General features: G+C 64.5%; 11 protein-coding genes. 3 read left to right on the top strand and 8 right to left on the bottom strand.

Annotation, left to right across the window (positions count from 1 at the left end; genetic code table 11):
- Positions 1-731 precede the first annotated feature (731 nt).
- Complete coding sequence (locus tag PO883_RS35035; RefSeq protein WP_167083953.1) at positions 732-1,427, bottom strand: PEP-CTERM sorting domain-containing protein; 696 nt, start codon at positions 1,425-1,427, stop codon at positions 732-734.
- Between the two features lie 234 nt (positions 1,428-1,661).
- Between PO883_RS35035 and creB the strand changes: the two genes are divergently transcribed.
- The 3 genes from creB (at position 1,662) to creD (ending at position 5,423) form a co-directional block, all read left to right on the top strand.
- Positions 1,662-2,357: a two-component system response regulator CreB gene (creB, locus tag PO883_RS03810; RefSeq protein ID WP_289308548.1), complete on the top strand. Its 696-nt coding sequence runs from the start codon at positions 1,662-1,664 to the stop codon at positions 2,355-2,357.
- Entirely contained in the window at positions 2,354-3,784 is a 1,431-nt protein-coding gene (gene creC / locus PO883_RS03805; protein ID WP_289308547.1) for a two-component system sensor histidine kinase CreC, read from the top strand. The genes creB and creC overlap by 4 nt, the downstream gene beginning before the upstream one ends.
- 220 nt (positions 3,785-4,004) lie before the next feature.
- Positions 4,005-5,423, top strand: a complete 1,419-nt coding sequence (gene creD, locus PO883_RS03800; protein WP_289308546.1) for a cell envelope integrity protein CreD — start codon at positions 4,005-4,007, stop codon at positions 5,421-5,423.
- 65 nt (positions 5,424-5,488) lie between these two features.
- On the opposite strand, the gene PO883_RS03795 is transcribed toward creD, so the two are convergent.
- The 7 genes from PO883_RS03795 to PO883_RS03765 all read right to left on the bottom strand — a co-directional run bounded on the left by PO883_RS03795 (position 5,489) and on the right by PO883_RS03765 (position 14,776).
- Positions 5,489-8,377, bottom strand: a complete 2,889-nt coding sequence (locus PO883_RS03795; protein ID WP_289308545.1) for an EAL domain-containing protein — start codon at positions 8,375-8,377, stop codon at positions 5,489-5,491.
- Positions 8,378-8,625: 248 nt separating this feature from the next.
- Positions 8,626-9,813, bottom strand: coding sequence for a TerD family protein (locus PO883_RS03790; protein WP_289308544.1), 1,188 nt, complete (start codon positions 9,811-9,813; stop codon positions 8,626-8,628).
- A gap of 28 nt (positions 9,814-9,841) precedes the next feature.
- Positions 9,842-10,756 carry an HpcH/HpaI aldolase/citrate lyase family protein gene (locus PO883_RS03785; RefSeq protein ID WP_289308543.1) on the bottom strand — a complete coding sequence of 305 codons (915 nt, stop codon included), beginning with the start codon at positions 10,754-10,756 and terminating at the stop codon, positions 9,842-9,844.
- Positions 10,749-11,840, bottom strand: coding sequence for a cysteine protease StiP family protein (locus PO883_RS03780; protein WP_289308542.1), 1,092 nt, complete (start codon positions 11,838-11,840; stop codon positions 10,749-10,751). Before PO883_RS03780 ends, PO883_RS03785 begins: the two co-directional genes overlap by 8 nt.
- Positions 11,837-12,604: an HAD family hydrolase gene (locus PO883_RS03775; protein ID WP_289308541.1), complete on the bottom strand. Its 768-nt coding sequence runs from the start codon at positions 12,602-12,604 to the stop codon at positions 11,837-11,839. Before PO883_RS03775 ends, PO883_RS03780 begins: the two co-directional genes overlap by 4 nt.
- Positions 12,585-13,739 (bottom strand): phosphoribosyltransferase domain-containing protein, encoded by a 1,155-nt coding sequence (locus PO883_RS03770; protein ID WP_289308553.1) that lies wholly within the window; start codon positions 13,737-13,739, stop codon positions 12,585-12,587. The genes PO883_RS03775 and PO883_RS03770 overlap by 20 nt, the downstream gene beginning before the upstream one ends.
- A gap of 2 nt (positions 13,740-13,741) precedes the next feature.
- On the bottom strand, positions 13,742-14,776 hold the full coding sequence (locus PO883_RS03765) for an ATP-grasp domain-containing protein (RefSeq protein ID WP_289308540.1): 1,035 nt from the start codon (positions 14,774-14,776) through the stop codon (positions 13,742-13,744).
- Positions 14,777-14,790: the final 14 nt, after the last annotated feature.

Raw genomic sequence — 14,790 nt, 5'->3', positions numbered from 1 at the left:
GTCAATCCTGACTCGGCCGGCAACGTGCGTATCCTGGCTAACGGCTAACGGCTAACGGCTAACGGCTACCGCACCCCGGCGTACATCGCCCGCATCACGCTCAGGACGGGCGAGTCCGAGGTGGTCAACTTCCATATGCCCGGCAAGCCGGTATGGTGGATACTCGACGACAATGGCGACGCCCGCGTGGTGAGCACCATCAGCACCGCCATCTGGTCGGACGACACCAGCATCACGCATTGGTATCGGGCCGCGCAAGACAAGCCCTGGGAAAAATTGGCCACCTTCGGCTATAGCGACGAGCACTGGTGGCCGCAAAGCCTGTCGCGCGACCAAAAGTCGCTGGTGGTGAGGTCGCGCCACGATCGCGACACCTTCGCCTACTTCCGCTACAGCCTGGAGACGCGCAGCGTCGGCGAGCTGCTCGCCGGTCATCCGACCCAGGACATCTACGTACCCGACACCGAGACCGACGGACAGTTTCGCCAGATCGCCAGCGCGGGCATGAAACCCGTTGTCGAATGGTTCGATCCGGCCTGGGCGGCGATGCAAAAGAGCGTCGATACGGCCTTGCCGGACCGGATGAATCTGATCTCCGGCAGCCTGACCAACAAGCTGCTGATCTATTCGTACAGCGATGTCGATCCGGGCCAGTGGTTGTTGCTTGACGTGCCGAGCGCATCAAGCTGCTCGAGCGCACCATCGGCGCGGGCGCGCCGCCTTGATCCCGCTCAGGCCGGCTGGCGCGCACGCCTGCGTGCGCCCAGCATGGCCAGCGCGCCCAGTCCCAGCAAAGCGAGGCTGACCGGTTCCGGCACCGCCGCCACGGTACTCATCGAAAACTCCTGGATATCGCCGTAGAACACCGTGGAGCGGCCCGTGAGCACGTCGTTGTAGCCGAACTGCGACTGTTTCATCGCGTAGTCGTACAGGTCGGGGCGCACAGTGGTCGAGAAAGGCGTGGTCAGGCTGGCGTTGGCGCCGGCGAACAAGTGATTCACCGATTCGATGCCGTGGTAGGCATACATGCTTTCATCCTGGGTGGTCCAGTTCACGCCGGCGAACGCCTGGTCCGATCCCCACGCACTCGCGGTCGATGCGCCGTTGGCGGTCTGCTGCTGGAAATGCCCGGTGCGGCGGTAATTGCGGGTCACGCCGTCGACCGTGATGCTGGCGCTGAACAGATTCAAGCCATACAGGCCGTCATACTGGTTCAGGTAATGGTCGCGCGTGGCGCCCGTATCGTCGAACGTCAGCGTCATCTGGTAGCGCTTGCCGACCAGGTCGCCCGGGCCGAATTCGTCCAGGTTGTTCTGGGCAACGCTGCTGATCACGCCGCGCGAAGTGGTGGTGAGAATGGTCGCCTGGGCGCTGGAGATCCAGGCCGAGGCAACGAGGGCGAACGCGAGGAATGATTTTGCTGACACGATATTCTTTCTTGTAGTTTGGTTAAGGTGGCTTGATCATCAAGCAAAAAACATGCCATTGGGAAATTCGTGTTTGCTATCATCGGCTTAGGAATGTCCGCGAAGAAATCCCCTGAACGTCTGTAAGATTTTCCGACAGGCGCGCCGCGCGGGCCGGGCGTGATCCCGGCCGCCGGTTGACTGGTCCGCGCCCGCCCCGGATACTGTCGCCATGACCACGACGAACGGAAGCGCATGCCTGTAACGATCCTGATTGTGGAAGATGAACTGGCGATCGCCGACAGCATCGCCTACGCCTTGCGCACGGATGGCTTCGTGGCGCGCCATGTGACCCTGGGCGCGCAGGCGTTGCAAGCGATGCGCGGTGACGGCCCGGCCGAGCTGCCGGCGCTGGTCGTGCTCGACGTCGGCCTGCCCGACATGAACGGTTTCGAGGTATGCCGCCAGCTGCGCCAGTTCTGCAACGCCCCGGTGATTTTCCTGACCGCGCGCAGTGACGAAATCGACCGCATCGTCGGGCTCGAAATCGGCGCCGACGATTACGTCACCAAGCCGTTTTCGCCGCGCGAACTGGTGGCGCGCATCCGCGTCGTGCTGCGCCGCCTGGCGCCGCCGGCCGCGCCGCCGGCCGGGCCGCCGGCAGGGCGCTTCGACATCCGCGCGGCCCAGGCGCGCATCCTGTACCGTAGCCAGGTGCTCGACCTGACCCGCTACGAATACCTGCTGCTCAAGGCCCTGTGCGAGCATCCCGGCCACGTGCTCTCGCGCGCGCAGTTGATGGACCGGGTCTGGGCCGATGCGCCCGACACGCTCGAGCGCACCGTCGACGCCCACGTCAAGTCGCTGCGCGCCAAGCTGCGCCAGGTCGACCCCGGCGACGACCCGATCCAGACCCACCGCGGGATGGGCTACAGCCTGGCGGGCACATGAGGATCGGCCTGCGCATCCTGCTCGGCTACTTTCTGATTGTCGGGCTGGCGGCGTGGTTTTTGCTCAATGTGTTCGTGGCCCAGGTCAAGCCGGGCGTGCGCTCGACGCTGGAAGACACCCTGGTCGATACCGCCCACCTGCTGGCCGAAGTGGTGGCCGACGATGTCAAGGCCGGCAAGGTGGGCGACTCGCAGATGCTCACGCGCATCCAGAACGTCGCCAGGCGCCATGTGGATGTCCAGATCGATGGCTTGAACAAGCGCAGCCTGAATTACCGGGTGTACATCACCGACCTGCAGGGGCGCGTCACCTTCGATTCGAGCGGCAAGGATGTGGGCAAGGATTACTCGCTCTGGAACGATGTCTACCTCACCCTGCGCGGCCAGTACGGGGCGCGCAGCACGCGCGCCACCGGCAGCGACGACACCAGCGCCGTGATGCACGTGGCGGCGCCCATCATGGATGGCGAGCGCATCATCGGCGTGCTGACCGTCGCCAAGCCGGTCTCGACCGTGCAACCGTTTGTCGAGCGCAGCCAGCGCATCATCCTGCAGCGCGGCGCCGTGCTGCTGGGCTCGTCGCTGCTGATCGGGGTGGGATTTGCCTGGTGGCTCAACCGCGCCCTGCGCACCCTGATGGTGTACATCGCCGATGTCGAGGCCGGCCGCAAGGCGACCTTGCCGGCGCTGGGCAATAACGAGATCGGCACGCTCGGGCGCGCGCTCGAAGCGATGCGCAACAAGCTCGAAGGCAAGGAATACGTGGAAGAACTGATGCACACCCTGGCCCACGAGCTCAAGAGCCCGATCGCGGCGATCCAGGGTTCGGCCGAGCTGATGCAGGAAGACATGCCGGCCGCCGAGCGCCAGCATTTCCTCGGCAATATCCTGAACCAGAATTTGCGCCAGAAGCAGCTGATCGACAAGTTGCTGGCGCTGATCCGCGTGGAAAAGCAGCAGCGCCTGGGCGCGCCGGAAACGGTGCCGCTGCGCGCCCTGGCCGAGCAGGTGCGGGCGGATGTCTCGGTGCGGCTGCTGGCGCGCGGCCTGACCCTGGACGCCTTCGTCGACAAGCTGATCGTGAAGGGCGACCCGCTGCTGCTGCGCCAGGCGGTCGGCAACCTGCTCGACAACGCGATCGATTTTTCGCCGCCGGGCGCCGTCATCACATTGCGGGGCGAGCAAATGGGCGATGAAACGGTGATCAGCGTGAGCGACAGCGGGAGTGGGATTCCCGCGTTCGCGCGCGAGCGGCTGTTCGAGCGTTTCTACTCGCTGCCGCGCCCGGACGGCGCCAAAAGCACGGGCCTGGGCCTGCCGTTCGTGCGCGAAGTGATGGCGCTGCACGGCGGCCGGGTAACGGTCGACAACATCGAGCCGCACGGCGTCTGCGCCATGCTGCACCTGCCCATCGTCTTGGTTTCCTGACCGGGGTCTGACCTCTGATTAGCATGACCGGGGTCTGACCTCTTAGCATGACCGGGGTCTGACCTCTGATTAGCAACAAAAACGTTGCTAATCAGAGGTCAGACCCCGGTTTAGTTGCAGACCCCGGTTGGGATACTTTCATGCGGGCGACTTCACACGCAGCGCATCTGCAGCGCATACACGCTCCCTATACTGGTTCCACCACCAATCGGGAGCTTTCATGCAAAAAACACTGCTGTACAAAATACTCGCCATCCTGGCACTCACGCTGGTGATCTGCCTGCTGTTGGCGATGATCCAGGGGACCATCAGCGACCGTTCCGAGTTCCGCGCCCAGGCCGTGGCCAGCATCGCCGCCGATTCGGTGCGCGAACAGTCGATCACCGGTCCCATCATGGTCATTCCCTACACCGATGAATTCGATGTGACCGTGCCCGCCACCAGCGATGCCGCCAGCAAGCCCGAAACCGTGCGGCGCTCGGTCAGCCGGGTGCACCTGGTGTTTCCGAACCAGCTAACGATCGATGGCCGCTTCGATACCGATTACCGTTATCGCGGCATCCACCGGGTCTTGTATTACAGCGGCCAGCACGCGCTGTCGGGCAACTTCGACTTGCCGCTCAAGTCATCCCTGCCGCGCGCCAATTCGCTCTCGCGCATTACCGTGGGCCAAGCCAGCATCGCGGTCGGGATCGAGGATGTGCGTGGCATCCGTAATATTCCGAGCATTACCTGGGGCAAGCAGCCGATCGAATTCCAGCAGGGAACCGGCAGCGTCGCCCTTGGCAGCGGCTTGCATGCCGATCTGCCACCCATGGAGATGGAACAGGGCGGCCGCGTCAACTTCGCGTTCAACCTCAATCTCGATGGCATCGAACGCCAGCATTTCTCGCCCGTCGCGCGCAATAACCAGATCACGCTGACATCGAAGTGGCCGCATCCGCAATTCGGCGGCCGTTTCCTGCCATCGACCAAGGACCGCAGCATCAGCGACGATGGCTTCAAGGCCAACTGGTCGATCTCGTCGCTGTCGAGCGCCACCCAGCAGCAATTGCGCGCCCTGCAGGATGGCACTGCGGCGGCCGCGAACGCCATGCCGGCCGCGCGCGCTCCCACAGCCGATGGCGATGGCCGCGCCGACCGCTTCAGCGTGGCCTTCATCGAACCGGTGAACGCCTATTCGCTGGCCGAGCGCGCCACCAAATACGGTTTGCTGTTCGTGGCGCTGACCTTTGCCGCCTTCTTTATCTTTGAAATCCTCAAGCGCTTGCCGATTCACCCGATCCAGTACCTGCTGGTCGGCCTGGCGCTGGTGCTGTTCTTCCTGCTGCTGGTGGGCTTGTCGGAACATATCCGCTTCGTCGTGGCCTACCTGATCGCCAGCACGGCCTGCATCTTGCTGCTGGGTTTTTACCTCAGTTTCGTGCTGCGCAACCGGGTGCGCGGCGTGGGCTTCGGCGTGGCGCTGACCGTGCTCTACGGTGCGCTGTATGGCTTGCTGAGCTCGGAGAATAATGCGCTGGTGCTGGGCAGTATCCTGCTGTTTGCGGTGCTGGGGGCGATCATGGTCGCTACCCGCAAGGTGGACTGGTATCAGATCGGCAAGCCCGAGCCGGTCGCAGACGAGCAAGCGTACTGAGAAACCGTGGCCGGCGGGCATGCCGACTGGTTTTTGCGGCGCAGGCGCGGCACTGAAAACAGCCGTCAGCGACGCTGCCGGGTCTGGCGTTCGAATGTGTCTCCGATCAATGCGTAGAACGCATCCGCCCGCACGGCTTTACTGTAATAAAAGCCTTGGGCTGCACGGCAGCCATGGGCCATGAGAAACTGGGTCTGTTGCACGGTTTCCACACCTTCGGCGATCACCCCCAGGTGCAGGCTGGCAGCCATGGCGATGATGGCCGTGACCAGCGCCGTGTCGTTCTGGTCTTTGCCGATGTCGCGCACGAACGACTGGTCGATCTTGAGCGAATGCACTGGAAAGCGCTGCAGGTAGGCCAGGCTGGAATAGCCTGTGCCGAAGTCGTCGACCGAGAGCTGGATTCCCATGTCGCTCAGCCGGGTCAGCATGGCAAGATTGTAGTCGCTGCGCTGCATCAACATGCTTTCGGTGATCTCCAGTTCGAGGGCGGTGGCGGGAATGCCCGCTTCGTTCAGGATTTGCCCGACCACGTAGCAAAAGTCAGCTTGTTCGAGTTGTCGGGGCGACAGATTGACCGCCATTTTCAGCTCCGGGTGGCCTGCATCGTGCCACAGTTTCAGCTGTTGGCAAGCCTGGCGCAATACCCACTCGCCGATCGGCACGATCAGGCCGGACTCTTCCGCGTTGGCGATGAAATCGCCGCAGGAAATCGGCGCTTTTCCCGGCGGCTGCCAGCGCAGCAGGGCCTCGGCGGAAAAAATGATGCCGCTTTCCATCTCCACCTGCGGCTGGTAATGCAGGATGAACTCATCTTGCGCCAGGGCCTGGCGCAAGCGCTTGCCGATATCAAGACGCGCCAGCACTGCCTCGTTGAGCGCGGCAGTAAAGAACTGGAAATTGCCTCGCCCCATGGCCTTGGCGTGGTACATGGCGGTATCGGCGGCGCGCATCAGGGAGTCCACATCCAGGCCATCGTCGGGATACAGGCTGATGCCGATGCTGGCGCCCAGATGCAACTGGTTCAGTTCCACCCCGAAAGGCTGCGTCAGGCTGTCGAGCGCCTTTTGCGCCACCCGCGCGGCATCGCTGCTGTCCCCCAGCAAAGGCAGGATGAGGACGAATTCGTCGCCGCCCAGCCGGGCCACGCTATCGCCTTCGCGCAGGCATTGTTGCAATCGCATGGCAGCCATTTTCAACACTTGATCGCCGATATGGTGGCCGAGCGAATCGTTGATATTTTTGAAATAGTCGAGATCGATGAACAAGATCGCGACCCAGCGCCGGTGGCGATTGGCAAAGGCGATGGCTTGGCGCATGCGGTCCTGCAACAATGTGCGATTGGGCAATCCAGTCAAGGCATCATGATCGGCCATATGCTGGATGCGCTCATCGGCCAGCCTGCGTTCAGTCAGGTCGAGCACGAAGCTGACGCATTCTTGCCGCGGCCCTTCGAACAGGGCGCTGGCAAACAGTACCGGAATGCGGCCGCCATCCTTGCGGATGTACTCCTTCTCGTAGGAGGTGCAATGTCCGGTGGTCTTGAGTTCTTCAAGGGCATGCTGATCCGCCGCATCATATTCCGATGGCGTAATGTCGGTCCAGCGGAAGCTTTCCGCCAGCACGTCTTGCCTGGAATAGCCGGAAATTCTCAGGAAGGCGTCATTCGCCTCGCTGACGCGCCCACTCAGGTCGCCGATGAAAATCCCGATGATATTGGCATCCACCAGGCGCCGGATGCGCGCCTCCCTGTCCCGCAACGCTTCCTCGGCGCGCTTGCGCTCGCTGATGTCGCGCGCAATGGCCGATACGCCAGTCACCCGCCCTGCGGCGTCCCGGATCGGGGAGGTGGTGAGCGACACATCGATGCGGCGACCATCCTTGCGCATCCGCACAGTGTCGAGATGTGCGATCCTCTCGCCGCGCCGCAGGCGCTCCATGATAGCCGGCATCTCCGCGGCCAGCTCGGGTGGAATCAGGACCGAAATCGGTTGGCCGAGCATTTCCGCAGCACTGTATCCATACATGCGCTCGGCCCCGGCATTCCAGCTGACGACGATGCCGTCGAGCGTCTTGCCGATGATGGCGTCGTCGGAAGAGGTGACGATGTCAGCCAGTTGCAGTGCGGCTTGCTCGGCCTGGCGGGTGCGCTCCAGGTCTTGCGTGCGTTGGGCGACCAATTGCTCGATCAACGTGGCATGGCCGCTGATCACGAGCAGGAACGCGCCGAGCAGGCCGGTAAACGCCAGCCCGCCGGTCAGCACGAACCAGGCAACCCGAAGATGCGGGGGCGAAAAATACGGTTCCTTGGCGCCGTTGAACACGCCCACCACCACCGCGAATGCGAGGCAGATCGGGAGAGCCACCGTGTTGCGCCGACGCCGCCAGATGGGGTGCGGCTGCCCGAACCATGTCAGTACCAGCGGCGTCACGACCAGTACGCCGATGGCGTCGCCAATCCACCAGGCCCCCCAGGTAAAGGCATAATTTTGTGGCGGCACCCTGCCAGCAAGCAGCACCGCTGTCGCGCCCACGCTGGCACTGATGAGGCAACTGAGCGGCCCGCCCAGCGCGAGAAACTTGAGCACGTCGCCGGTCCGGTCCAGCGGCGTCGGGAAGCCGACAAAGCGGCGAATCAGGCCGGCGCCGGCGAGGGCTTGCAGGGTGGCGCCAGTGCCGATAGCGGCCGGCAAGAGCAAGGATGTCACCAGCGAGGCGGTGTTGCTGCCATCGAATGAAATGACCGCATTGGCCAAAAGCGCCCCCAGCCAGATGCCGGGTGCCACGCGCTTGCCAAGGATGAGCACTGCGCCCAGCGCAATGCCCGCGGCAGGCCAGATGGGCGCGGCATACCCGGACGAGACTGCCATCAGCGAGCCGAACCGGGCGGCGATGTAATAGAGAAGGGCGAGAACGATCGTCTCGCCCATCCGGCGTATCACCTGAGTCTGCATATGTCATCCGCATACGGCCTGCGGGCATGAGGTGGACGCACCTCCGGAAAGCGCAGGCGCGTTGCATCTCTCCAGTAATTCAATGCAACGAACGTCGTTGATGTGCTTGTACCCGAGACCTTGGGTCCATGCTGTAAGACCCGATATGGCGACGAAAAGTTCGGAAGATGAGGATGGGCGCCACCGGCAAGGCCTGGTAGCGGAGCGGCAGGCGCGCGCCGCTGGCCGCTTGCGGCGCGGCGTGACGCTCAGTGCTTGGAGCCGGTGGTCCAGCGCAGGCCGAAGCCGAAGCGGCGGTCCATCAGCTCGTGCCCGCTTTCGCGGCCTTGCTGGGAAAAGTAGTCGGCCAGCTTGGTCACCTGCATGCTGCCGCCGCGGTTTTCGATCATGGCAATCGCGCACATCATCTGGTTGCCGCCCTGGTCGAGCCGCACTTCGATCGGCGCCTGGTCGGGCATATTGATGGTCACCACGCCATCGGTGGCGGCCCAGTTCGGCGCGCCCTCGTAGATGAAGGCGAAGATCAGGGCGCGCTTCAGTTGGTGGAAGTGGTCGCCGTTGATGGCCAGGTTTTCACCTTCGGCCGATTGCCCGGTGCGGTCGTCGGCCGCCAGCCGCATGTACGGTGGACGGTCGAAGTCGCCCCAGACATTGCCCAGCGCCTGTACCAGGCCCGGACGGCCATCGGCCAGCTCGTACATGCAGCCGAGGTCGAGGTCGATGCCCTTGCCGGTGGCGCTCGTGGCGCTGCGGTTCCAGTTCAGGTTGACGTGGATGCGGCCGAAGCCCTTGCTGCCGCCGCGCTTGTCGAGCGAGACCTTGTCGCCGCGCTTGTCGAGCGTGACTTTCGAGAGCGATACCGGCTGTTGCTGCTGGGGCGCGGGCGGAACCGGCACGGGGGCCGGTGGCGTGGGCGCGGCGCCCGGGGTCGCTTCGGTGCCGCCGAAATGCTTGAGCAGGGCCGACAGGCCGCCGTTGAAGCCCTGGCCGACCGCGCCGAAGCGCCAGATGCCGTCTTTACGGTAGATTTCGCCGACGATGACGGCTTTTTCATCTTGGAAATCGGCACCCGACCAGGGGAATTGCACGCTCTCGCCGAGTTTCAGGCTGCTGGCGCCCACATTGCGCATGGTGCCGCTGCCATCGATGGCGGCCACGAACACCAGCTTGGCGATCGAGGCTGGCAGCGCATCGAGCTTGACGGCGAAGCTGGCGGTGCGCCCGGCCATGGTCATGCTGATTTCATTGGCGGGGCTGGCCAGCTGGTTGTAGAACACCATGTAGCGCTCGTCCGAGAGCTTGTCGGCGCTGTCCAGGCCGAAGCAGGAAATGTCGATCACCAGCCCGGCGCTGTCGATATCGAGCACCACCTGGAAGGGCGCCGCCAGGCCCAGGTCGGCCAGCTTGCCTTTTTGTCCGCGCGAAAAATTTGTCACGATAGCGTCCTTTTCACTCAAGTCAGGTTCAAAGTTCCCGTGGAATTGCCGGGCTCATCGGAGGGTGGTCGTGATGCGCGCCAAACACGTTCGATTGTTCGATGGTGCGTTCGGCCCAGGCGCGGTGGGTGGCCACTTCGCACATGGAATTATGCATCTTGAACACGGCCGGCGCGTCGACGTCGAGAATGGCACGGGCGGCCGCCAGGTCGTTCGGCTTGACCCGGTAGTGCTGCTCGATGGGCGCGATCTGGCTCGGGTGGATGGCGGTCTTGCCGACCATGCCGTGGGCCAGATCCTCCGCCACTTCCTGGTCGAGCAGTTCGGGCAGGTCGAGGTGCTCGAACACGGGCGCGGTCAGCACGAAACCGTAGGGGCGGAAGATGGTGACCAGGCGCGCGATCACCGGTCCCAGGGGCGTGCGGTACAGGGTCATGGTGCGCGGACGGCGCAGGCCCAGCAGGGCCAGCAGGTCGTTGCCGCCGATGCGCAGCGCCAGGATGCGCTGGCGCACGCCGGGCGCTTCGAGCATCTTGCGAAATTGACGCATTTCCCAGTCGTTGAATACTTCCGCCGTTTCCAGCGTGGGCATCAGCATGTGGTCGGTATTGCGGATCTGCTTGAAGTAGGCGTCGAAGTTGGCGCGCGTCGCTTTCGGGATCACGAAGCCGGCCAGCTTGTCGGCGCCCGGCATGGCCAGCACGCGCGCCATCACTTCAGGATTGCGCACGCGCACGAAGCGCTCGGCCGCGCCTTCGCTGCGCATATTGGCCAGCACCACGGACAGGTTGAACAGCGCCCAGCTCAGGTCGGCGTCGGCGACCGCGTCCTCGGTACAGAAAATCAGCGAGCGCACGTGCCCCATGCGCTGGCCATTGGCCACCTCCATCAGGTATTTGTGATTCGCCGGCACGTACAGCGACGCTCCCATCGACTTAACCATCGAGTGCACTCCTGATCAATGAAACGGCGTGATACGGCAACGCGCGGTCGACGATCACGGGGATATTCTTTTCCTGCGCCAGCAGGGCCAGATGGGCGACGTCGGGCGCACCGGCGTCGCGCAGGATCAAGAGACGCGGGCTGCGGCGCAGCAACACGCGGGTCGCTTCGCCGATGCCGGGCTTGATCATGTTGACGTCGCTAATGCCATGCTGCTCCAGCGCCGCCAGCATGTAGGCGCGCGAGACGGCGCCGGCCTGCTCGCGGTCGACCGCTTGCACTTGCTGCGCGCCATCGGCGGCGGCGATCTCCAGCGCGGCCGCCACCAGGCCGTCGGCGAAGCTTTGCGACTGGTCGTGCGCCTCGAACTGCTGATAGTACACGCAGCCGTGGAAGTCGCCTGGCCCGATTGCCTGGTTCAGGATCGAGCGGCTGATCAGGCCGGATACGGTGGCGTTCAGTATGCTCGACGGAATCAGATAGTCGTCGCAGGAGGCGGCGCAGGCGGCGCTGCCGGCCAGGTCGGACAGCACGTACAGGCCGCCGTCAATCGCGGTGCCGCGACGCCCGTTGAAGCCGTCGATGGCGGCGGACAATTCGCGCGAAATCACGCCCTTGCCGGTCCAGCCATCGATGAAGACGATCGATTCGGGCGCGTGGCCGGCCGCCAGGATGTGCTCCAGCGCGACCTGGTCGATGCCGCGGTCGCGGATGATCGAGACCGAGTAATGGGTGCTGGCGCGGCCGAACACCTTGGGCAGCAGGTGGTTCAGCACCACGCCGACCGGGGTGCCGGCGCGCGCCAGCGAGACCAGGGTCACCGGGCCGCTGCGCCGCTGGCTGATCAAACCGGCCAGGGTCAGGCAGTCGCGCGCCATGCGCGCCGTGTTGGCCGCGCAGGCTTCGCGGAATACCGCCAGGTAGCGCTCGGACGGCAGCGATTCGGGCGAGAGCATTTCGCTGTAGTGGCGCTGGCCCGACTGGATCAGGAATTCCTTTTCCGGGACATCGACGAAATCCTGCATCGCCAGCGGCTTGAGCAGGAAGCTGACGTCTTCGGAACGGTAACTGCCGGAAAAATTCATAGGGTCTCCAGGGTCAGGCCGGCGAGCTGGGTGCGGCTCGGCACGATGGCGTAATCGCAGGCGGCCATGAAGCGCGCATCCGATTTGCTGTCGCCCATGCCGAACGTCAGGATATCGCCATGTTCGGCGCGCAGGCGCGCGCTCACGTGCGCCACCGCGTGCTCCTTGTTCAATGCCTTGGGCAGGATCGCCAGGTTGTTGCCGTTGCGATGGATGAAGTAGTCGCGATTGCCCTCGTTGATCCAAGGCTGGACCACCTCGCGCTCGATCGGCTCCAGCTTGGCCGCGATTTTTTGCGGGTCCTTGACCACCAGGTAGAAGGGCGTGCCGACATCCTCGATCAGGCGCGCGCGGTTGCCGAAACCGGTGCGCTCGGCCCAGGCGTCGATCAGCCCGGCCAGTTCTTGCAGGCCGGGCAGGGCGGCTTGCATGGCGCTGCGCATGTGGTCCAGCCATTCCTGGTCGACGCTGCCGTCCGGCAGCAGCACGATGCCGCCGTAGTCGAGCACGGCGTAGCTGTGGAAGTCGATGCCCACCCTTTGGTACGCGTTCAGGTTGCGCGCCGTGGTCGGGATCATCGTCATGCCATCCTGGGCAAAGGCGAGAAAGGCGCGCTGGCCGGGCGTGGTGTACGAAATCGGGCTGCCATCCTTGAGGAAGGCGGCCGCTTCGATCGGCAGGCCGCGGCCCTCGCACTTTTCCAGCGACTGGAACAGGGTGTCATCCAGGTCGGCGAACAGGAATTTATGAAACTTCTTCAACATGGGTCTCGGTCTTAAAGTGGAGCAGGCGCGCTTTGAGCGTGTCTGCAAGGTCCAGCAGCGCCTGTTTTGGCGCGGTTTCGTGGCAAATGAATACGTGCTCGTATTGGCCGGGGGTGACGTTATACAGGAAATTGGCGACACCCTCCCCATAATTGTCCGGGAACGTGAGCGCGGCTGTCACGGCGCCCCAGGTCAGGATCGGCGAACGTGTGGTCGATTGCACAACGACACCCACGCCAAGGCGTTCCAGGGCCGCGCCGAGCAGGTAGGACGGGTGCATGAATTCGCCCGTGCCCAGCACCAGCACGCGCTCGCCCGGCTTGACAGCGCCCGCCAGGCGCTCGGCCAGGCCGCTTGGGATGGTGAGGGCGCGGTGCAGGCCGTAGCGGCCGAACTCGCCGCTGGCGCCACGGTCGGCGGACCCATCGAACAGCTGGGCCGGGGCGCTGGCGCTGGCCAGCTGGCCCGGGGTGAAACGGTATTCGCCGCTGACCGGCGCGCCCATCGTCACCGGCAGGCCGAAGCGCTCGGACAGGGCGGCGGTGGCGCTCGCGCCCATGAAGTTGGTAATCGTCGCCAGGTGCACGTGGGCGATGCCGGGGTTGAGCTTGCGGCAGGCGTCGGTCAGGTTGAGGAAGGTGTTGCCGGTGCTCGCTTCATCGTCGACCAGCACCAGGGCCTTGGCATGCAAGAGCAGTTCGCGCGTGTGCGCGTCCGGCGGCATGTGCAGGAACTGGCGCGGGGCGTGGCTGTGCGCTTCCTCGAATTCGATGATGGGGGCCTCGCCCACCCGGTAGCGCGAGGTGTGCAGGAACAGGCCCTCACGCCCGGGATGGGCGGCCAGCCAGGCTTCGAACACGCCCTGGCCCAGGCCAATGGCGGTTTCGGCCATGGCGATGAAGACCAGCGGGCCGGGCAGTTCGGGCACGGTATCGGCCAGGCTGACGTGGACCTTGCGCATCATGGCGGGCGTGACCGGCCAGTGCTTGCCCAGCACCTTGCTCAGGAACAGGAAGCCGCGCTTGGCGTTGGCGCGCGCGGCAAAGCCCATCACGTCGTCCAGCGCGAAGGCGCTGTCGTGGATGTCGAGTTCGAGCTCGCCGGTGGGCAGGCTCAGGCGGTGGCGCTCGGGCATGCTCACAGCAAGTCCACCGAGGTCAGCTCGGCCGGGGAGCTCAGTTCGGCCACGCGGATGCCGGCGCGTACCGGCGGCACGGTCACCTTGTCGAAGCCGTCGGCAAAGCCGCACAGGGCGATGTAGGGCAGGTTGGGGCCGGCCACGCAGGCCATGCCGATGCCGCCCGACATGCGCGGATTGATTTCGAGCAGGTGCAGCTTGCCGTCGCCTTCGCGGAACTGGACGTTGAATACGCCGTTCAGGCCGTGGATGCTGGCCAGTTCGGCGGTCGCTTGCGAGATGTCCTCGCGCATGTCGATCAGTTGGCCGTTCCCGGCCTTCATTGGCTTCTTGCGCGCTACCGCGCACACCAGGCGGCCGTTGTCGCCCACGCAGTCGACGCTGTATTCGACGCCGTCGAGGTAGGCCATCAGCAGCATGGTGCGGAATTCGCCCAGCTCGGCCAGGCCGCGGCGCATGTCGTCGCGGCCGATATGATATTCGGCGCCGGCCAGCAGCAGGGCGGCGCTGCTGCGTTCCTCGTCGAGGATGGCAAAGCCCAGGCCGTACACCGAGCGCGAGGGCTTGACGCACAGCTTGGGATAACGCGCGCGCAGGTCGGCGTAGGCGGTGTCGAACTGGGCGACGTTCTCGAATACGCGGAATTCGGCCACCGGCGCGCCGGGCAGGTTGGTGGTGGCGTAGAAACGCGCCTTGTCGTGGATCAGTTCGAGCTGTTCCTGCGAGGCGGCGCTCAGTACGCGCGTGCCCTGGGCTTCAAAGCGCGCATGGGCGCTGGCCAGCTCGCTCGACAGGCGGCCGGGGATGAACATGTCGACCCGGTGCTCGCGGCAGAACTCCAGGCACCAGTCGATGTAGGCGGCGTTGTCCAGGCCGGTCGGTTCGACGAAGAATTCGTGGGCCACGCGGCCGGCGGTGGCGTGCGGATTGGCATTGGTGTAAATGAGGTGGAAACGGCCTTCCAGATCGGCTTCGCGGATGAGGCCGATTGCCGCGTACACGGACGAGAACGTCCTGTTGAACCAGACACGCATGTTTGCTTTCTTAA

It is taken from the genome of Massilia sp. DJPM01, assembly GCF_030348125.1.
GTDB lineage: Bacteria > Pseudomonadota > Gammaproteobacteria > Burkholderiales > Burkholderiaceae_D > Telluria_A > Telluria_A frigida.
The sequence above is the reverse complement of the archived record's forward strand: the minus strand, read 5'-3'. Positions and strand labels throughout refer to the sequence as shown.

Bases quoted from the DNA above. Each gene is read 5' to 3' on its own strand.
- creB (WP_289308548.1), top strand. From the start codon at position 1,662: ATGCCTGTAACGATCCTGATTGTGGAAGATGAACTGGCGATCGCCGAC.
- creC (WP_289308547.1), top strand. From the start codon at position 2,354: ATGAGGATCGGCCTGCGCATCCTGCTCGGCTACTTTCTGATTGTCGGG.
- creD (WP_289308546.1), top strand. From the start codon at position 4,005: ATGCAAAAAACACTGCTGTACAAAATACTCGCCATCCTGGCACTCACG.
- PO883_RS03795 (WP_289308545.1), bottom strand. From the start codon at position 8,377: ATGCAGACTCAGGTGATACGCCGGATGGGCGAGACGATCGTTCTCGCC.
- PO883_RS03785 (WP_289308543.1), bottom strand. From the start codon at position 10,756: ATGGTTAAGTCGATGGGAGCGTCGCTGTACGTGCCGGCGAATCACAAA.
- PO883_RS03780 (WP_289308542.1), bottom strand. From the start codon at position 11,840: ATGAATTTTTCCGGCAGTTACCGTTCCGAAGACGTCAGCTTCCTGCTC.
- PO883_RS03775 (WP_289308541.1), bottom strand. From the start codon at position 12,604: ATGTTGAAGAAGTTTCATAAATTCCTGTTCGCCGACCTGGATGACACC.
- PO883_RS03770 (WP_289308553.1), bottom strand. From the start codon at position 13,739: ATGCCCGAGCGCCACCGCCTGAGCCTGCCCACCGGCGAGCTCGAACTC.
- PO883_RS03765 (WP_289308540.1), bottom strand. From the start codon at position 14,776: ATGCGTGTCTGGTTCAACAGGACGTTCTCGTCCGTGTACGCGGCAATC.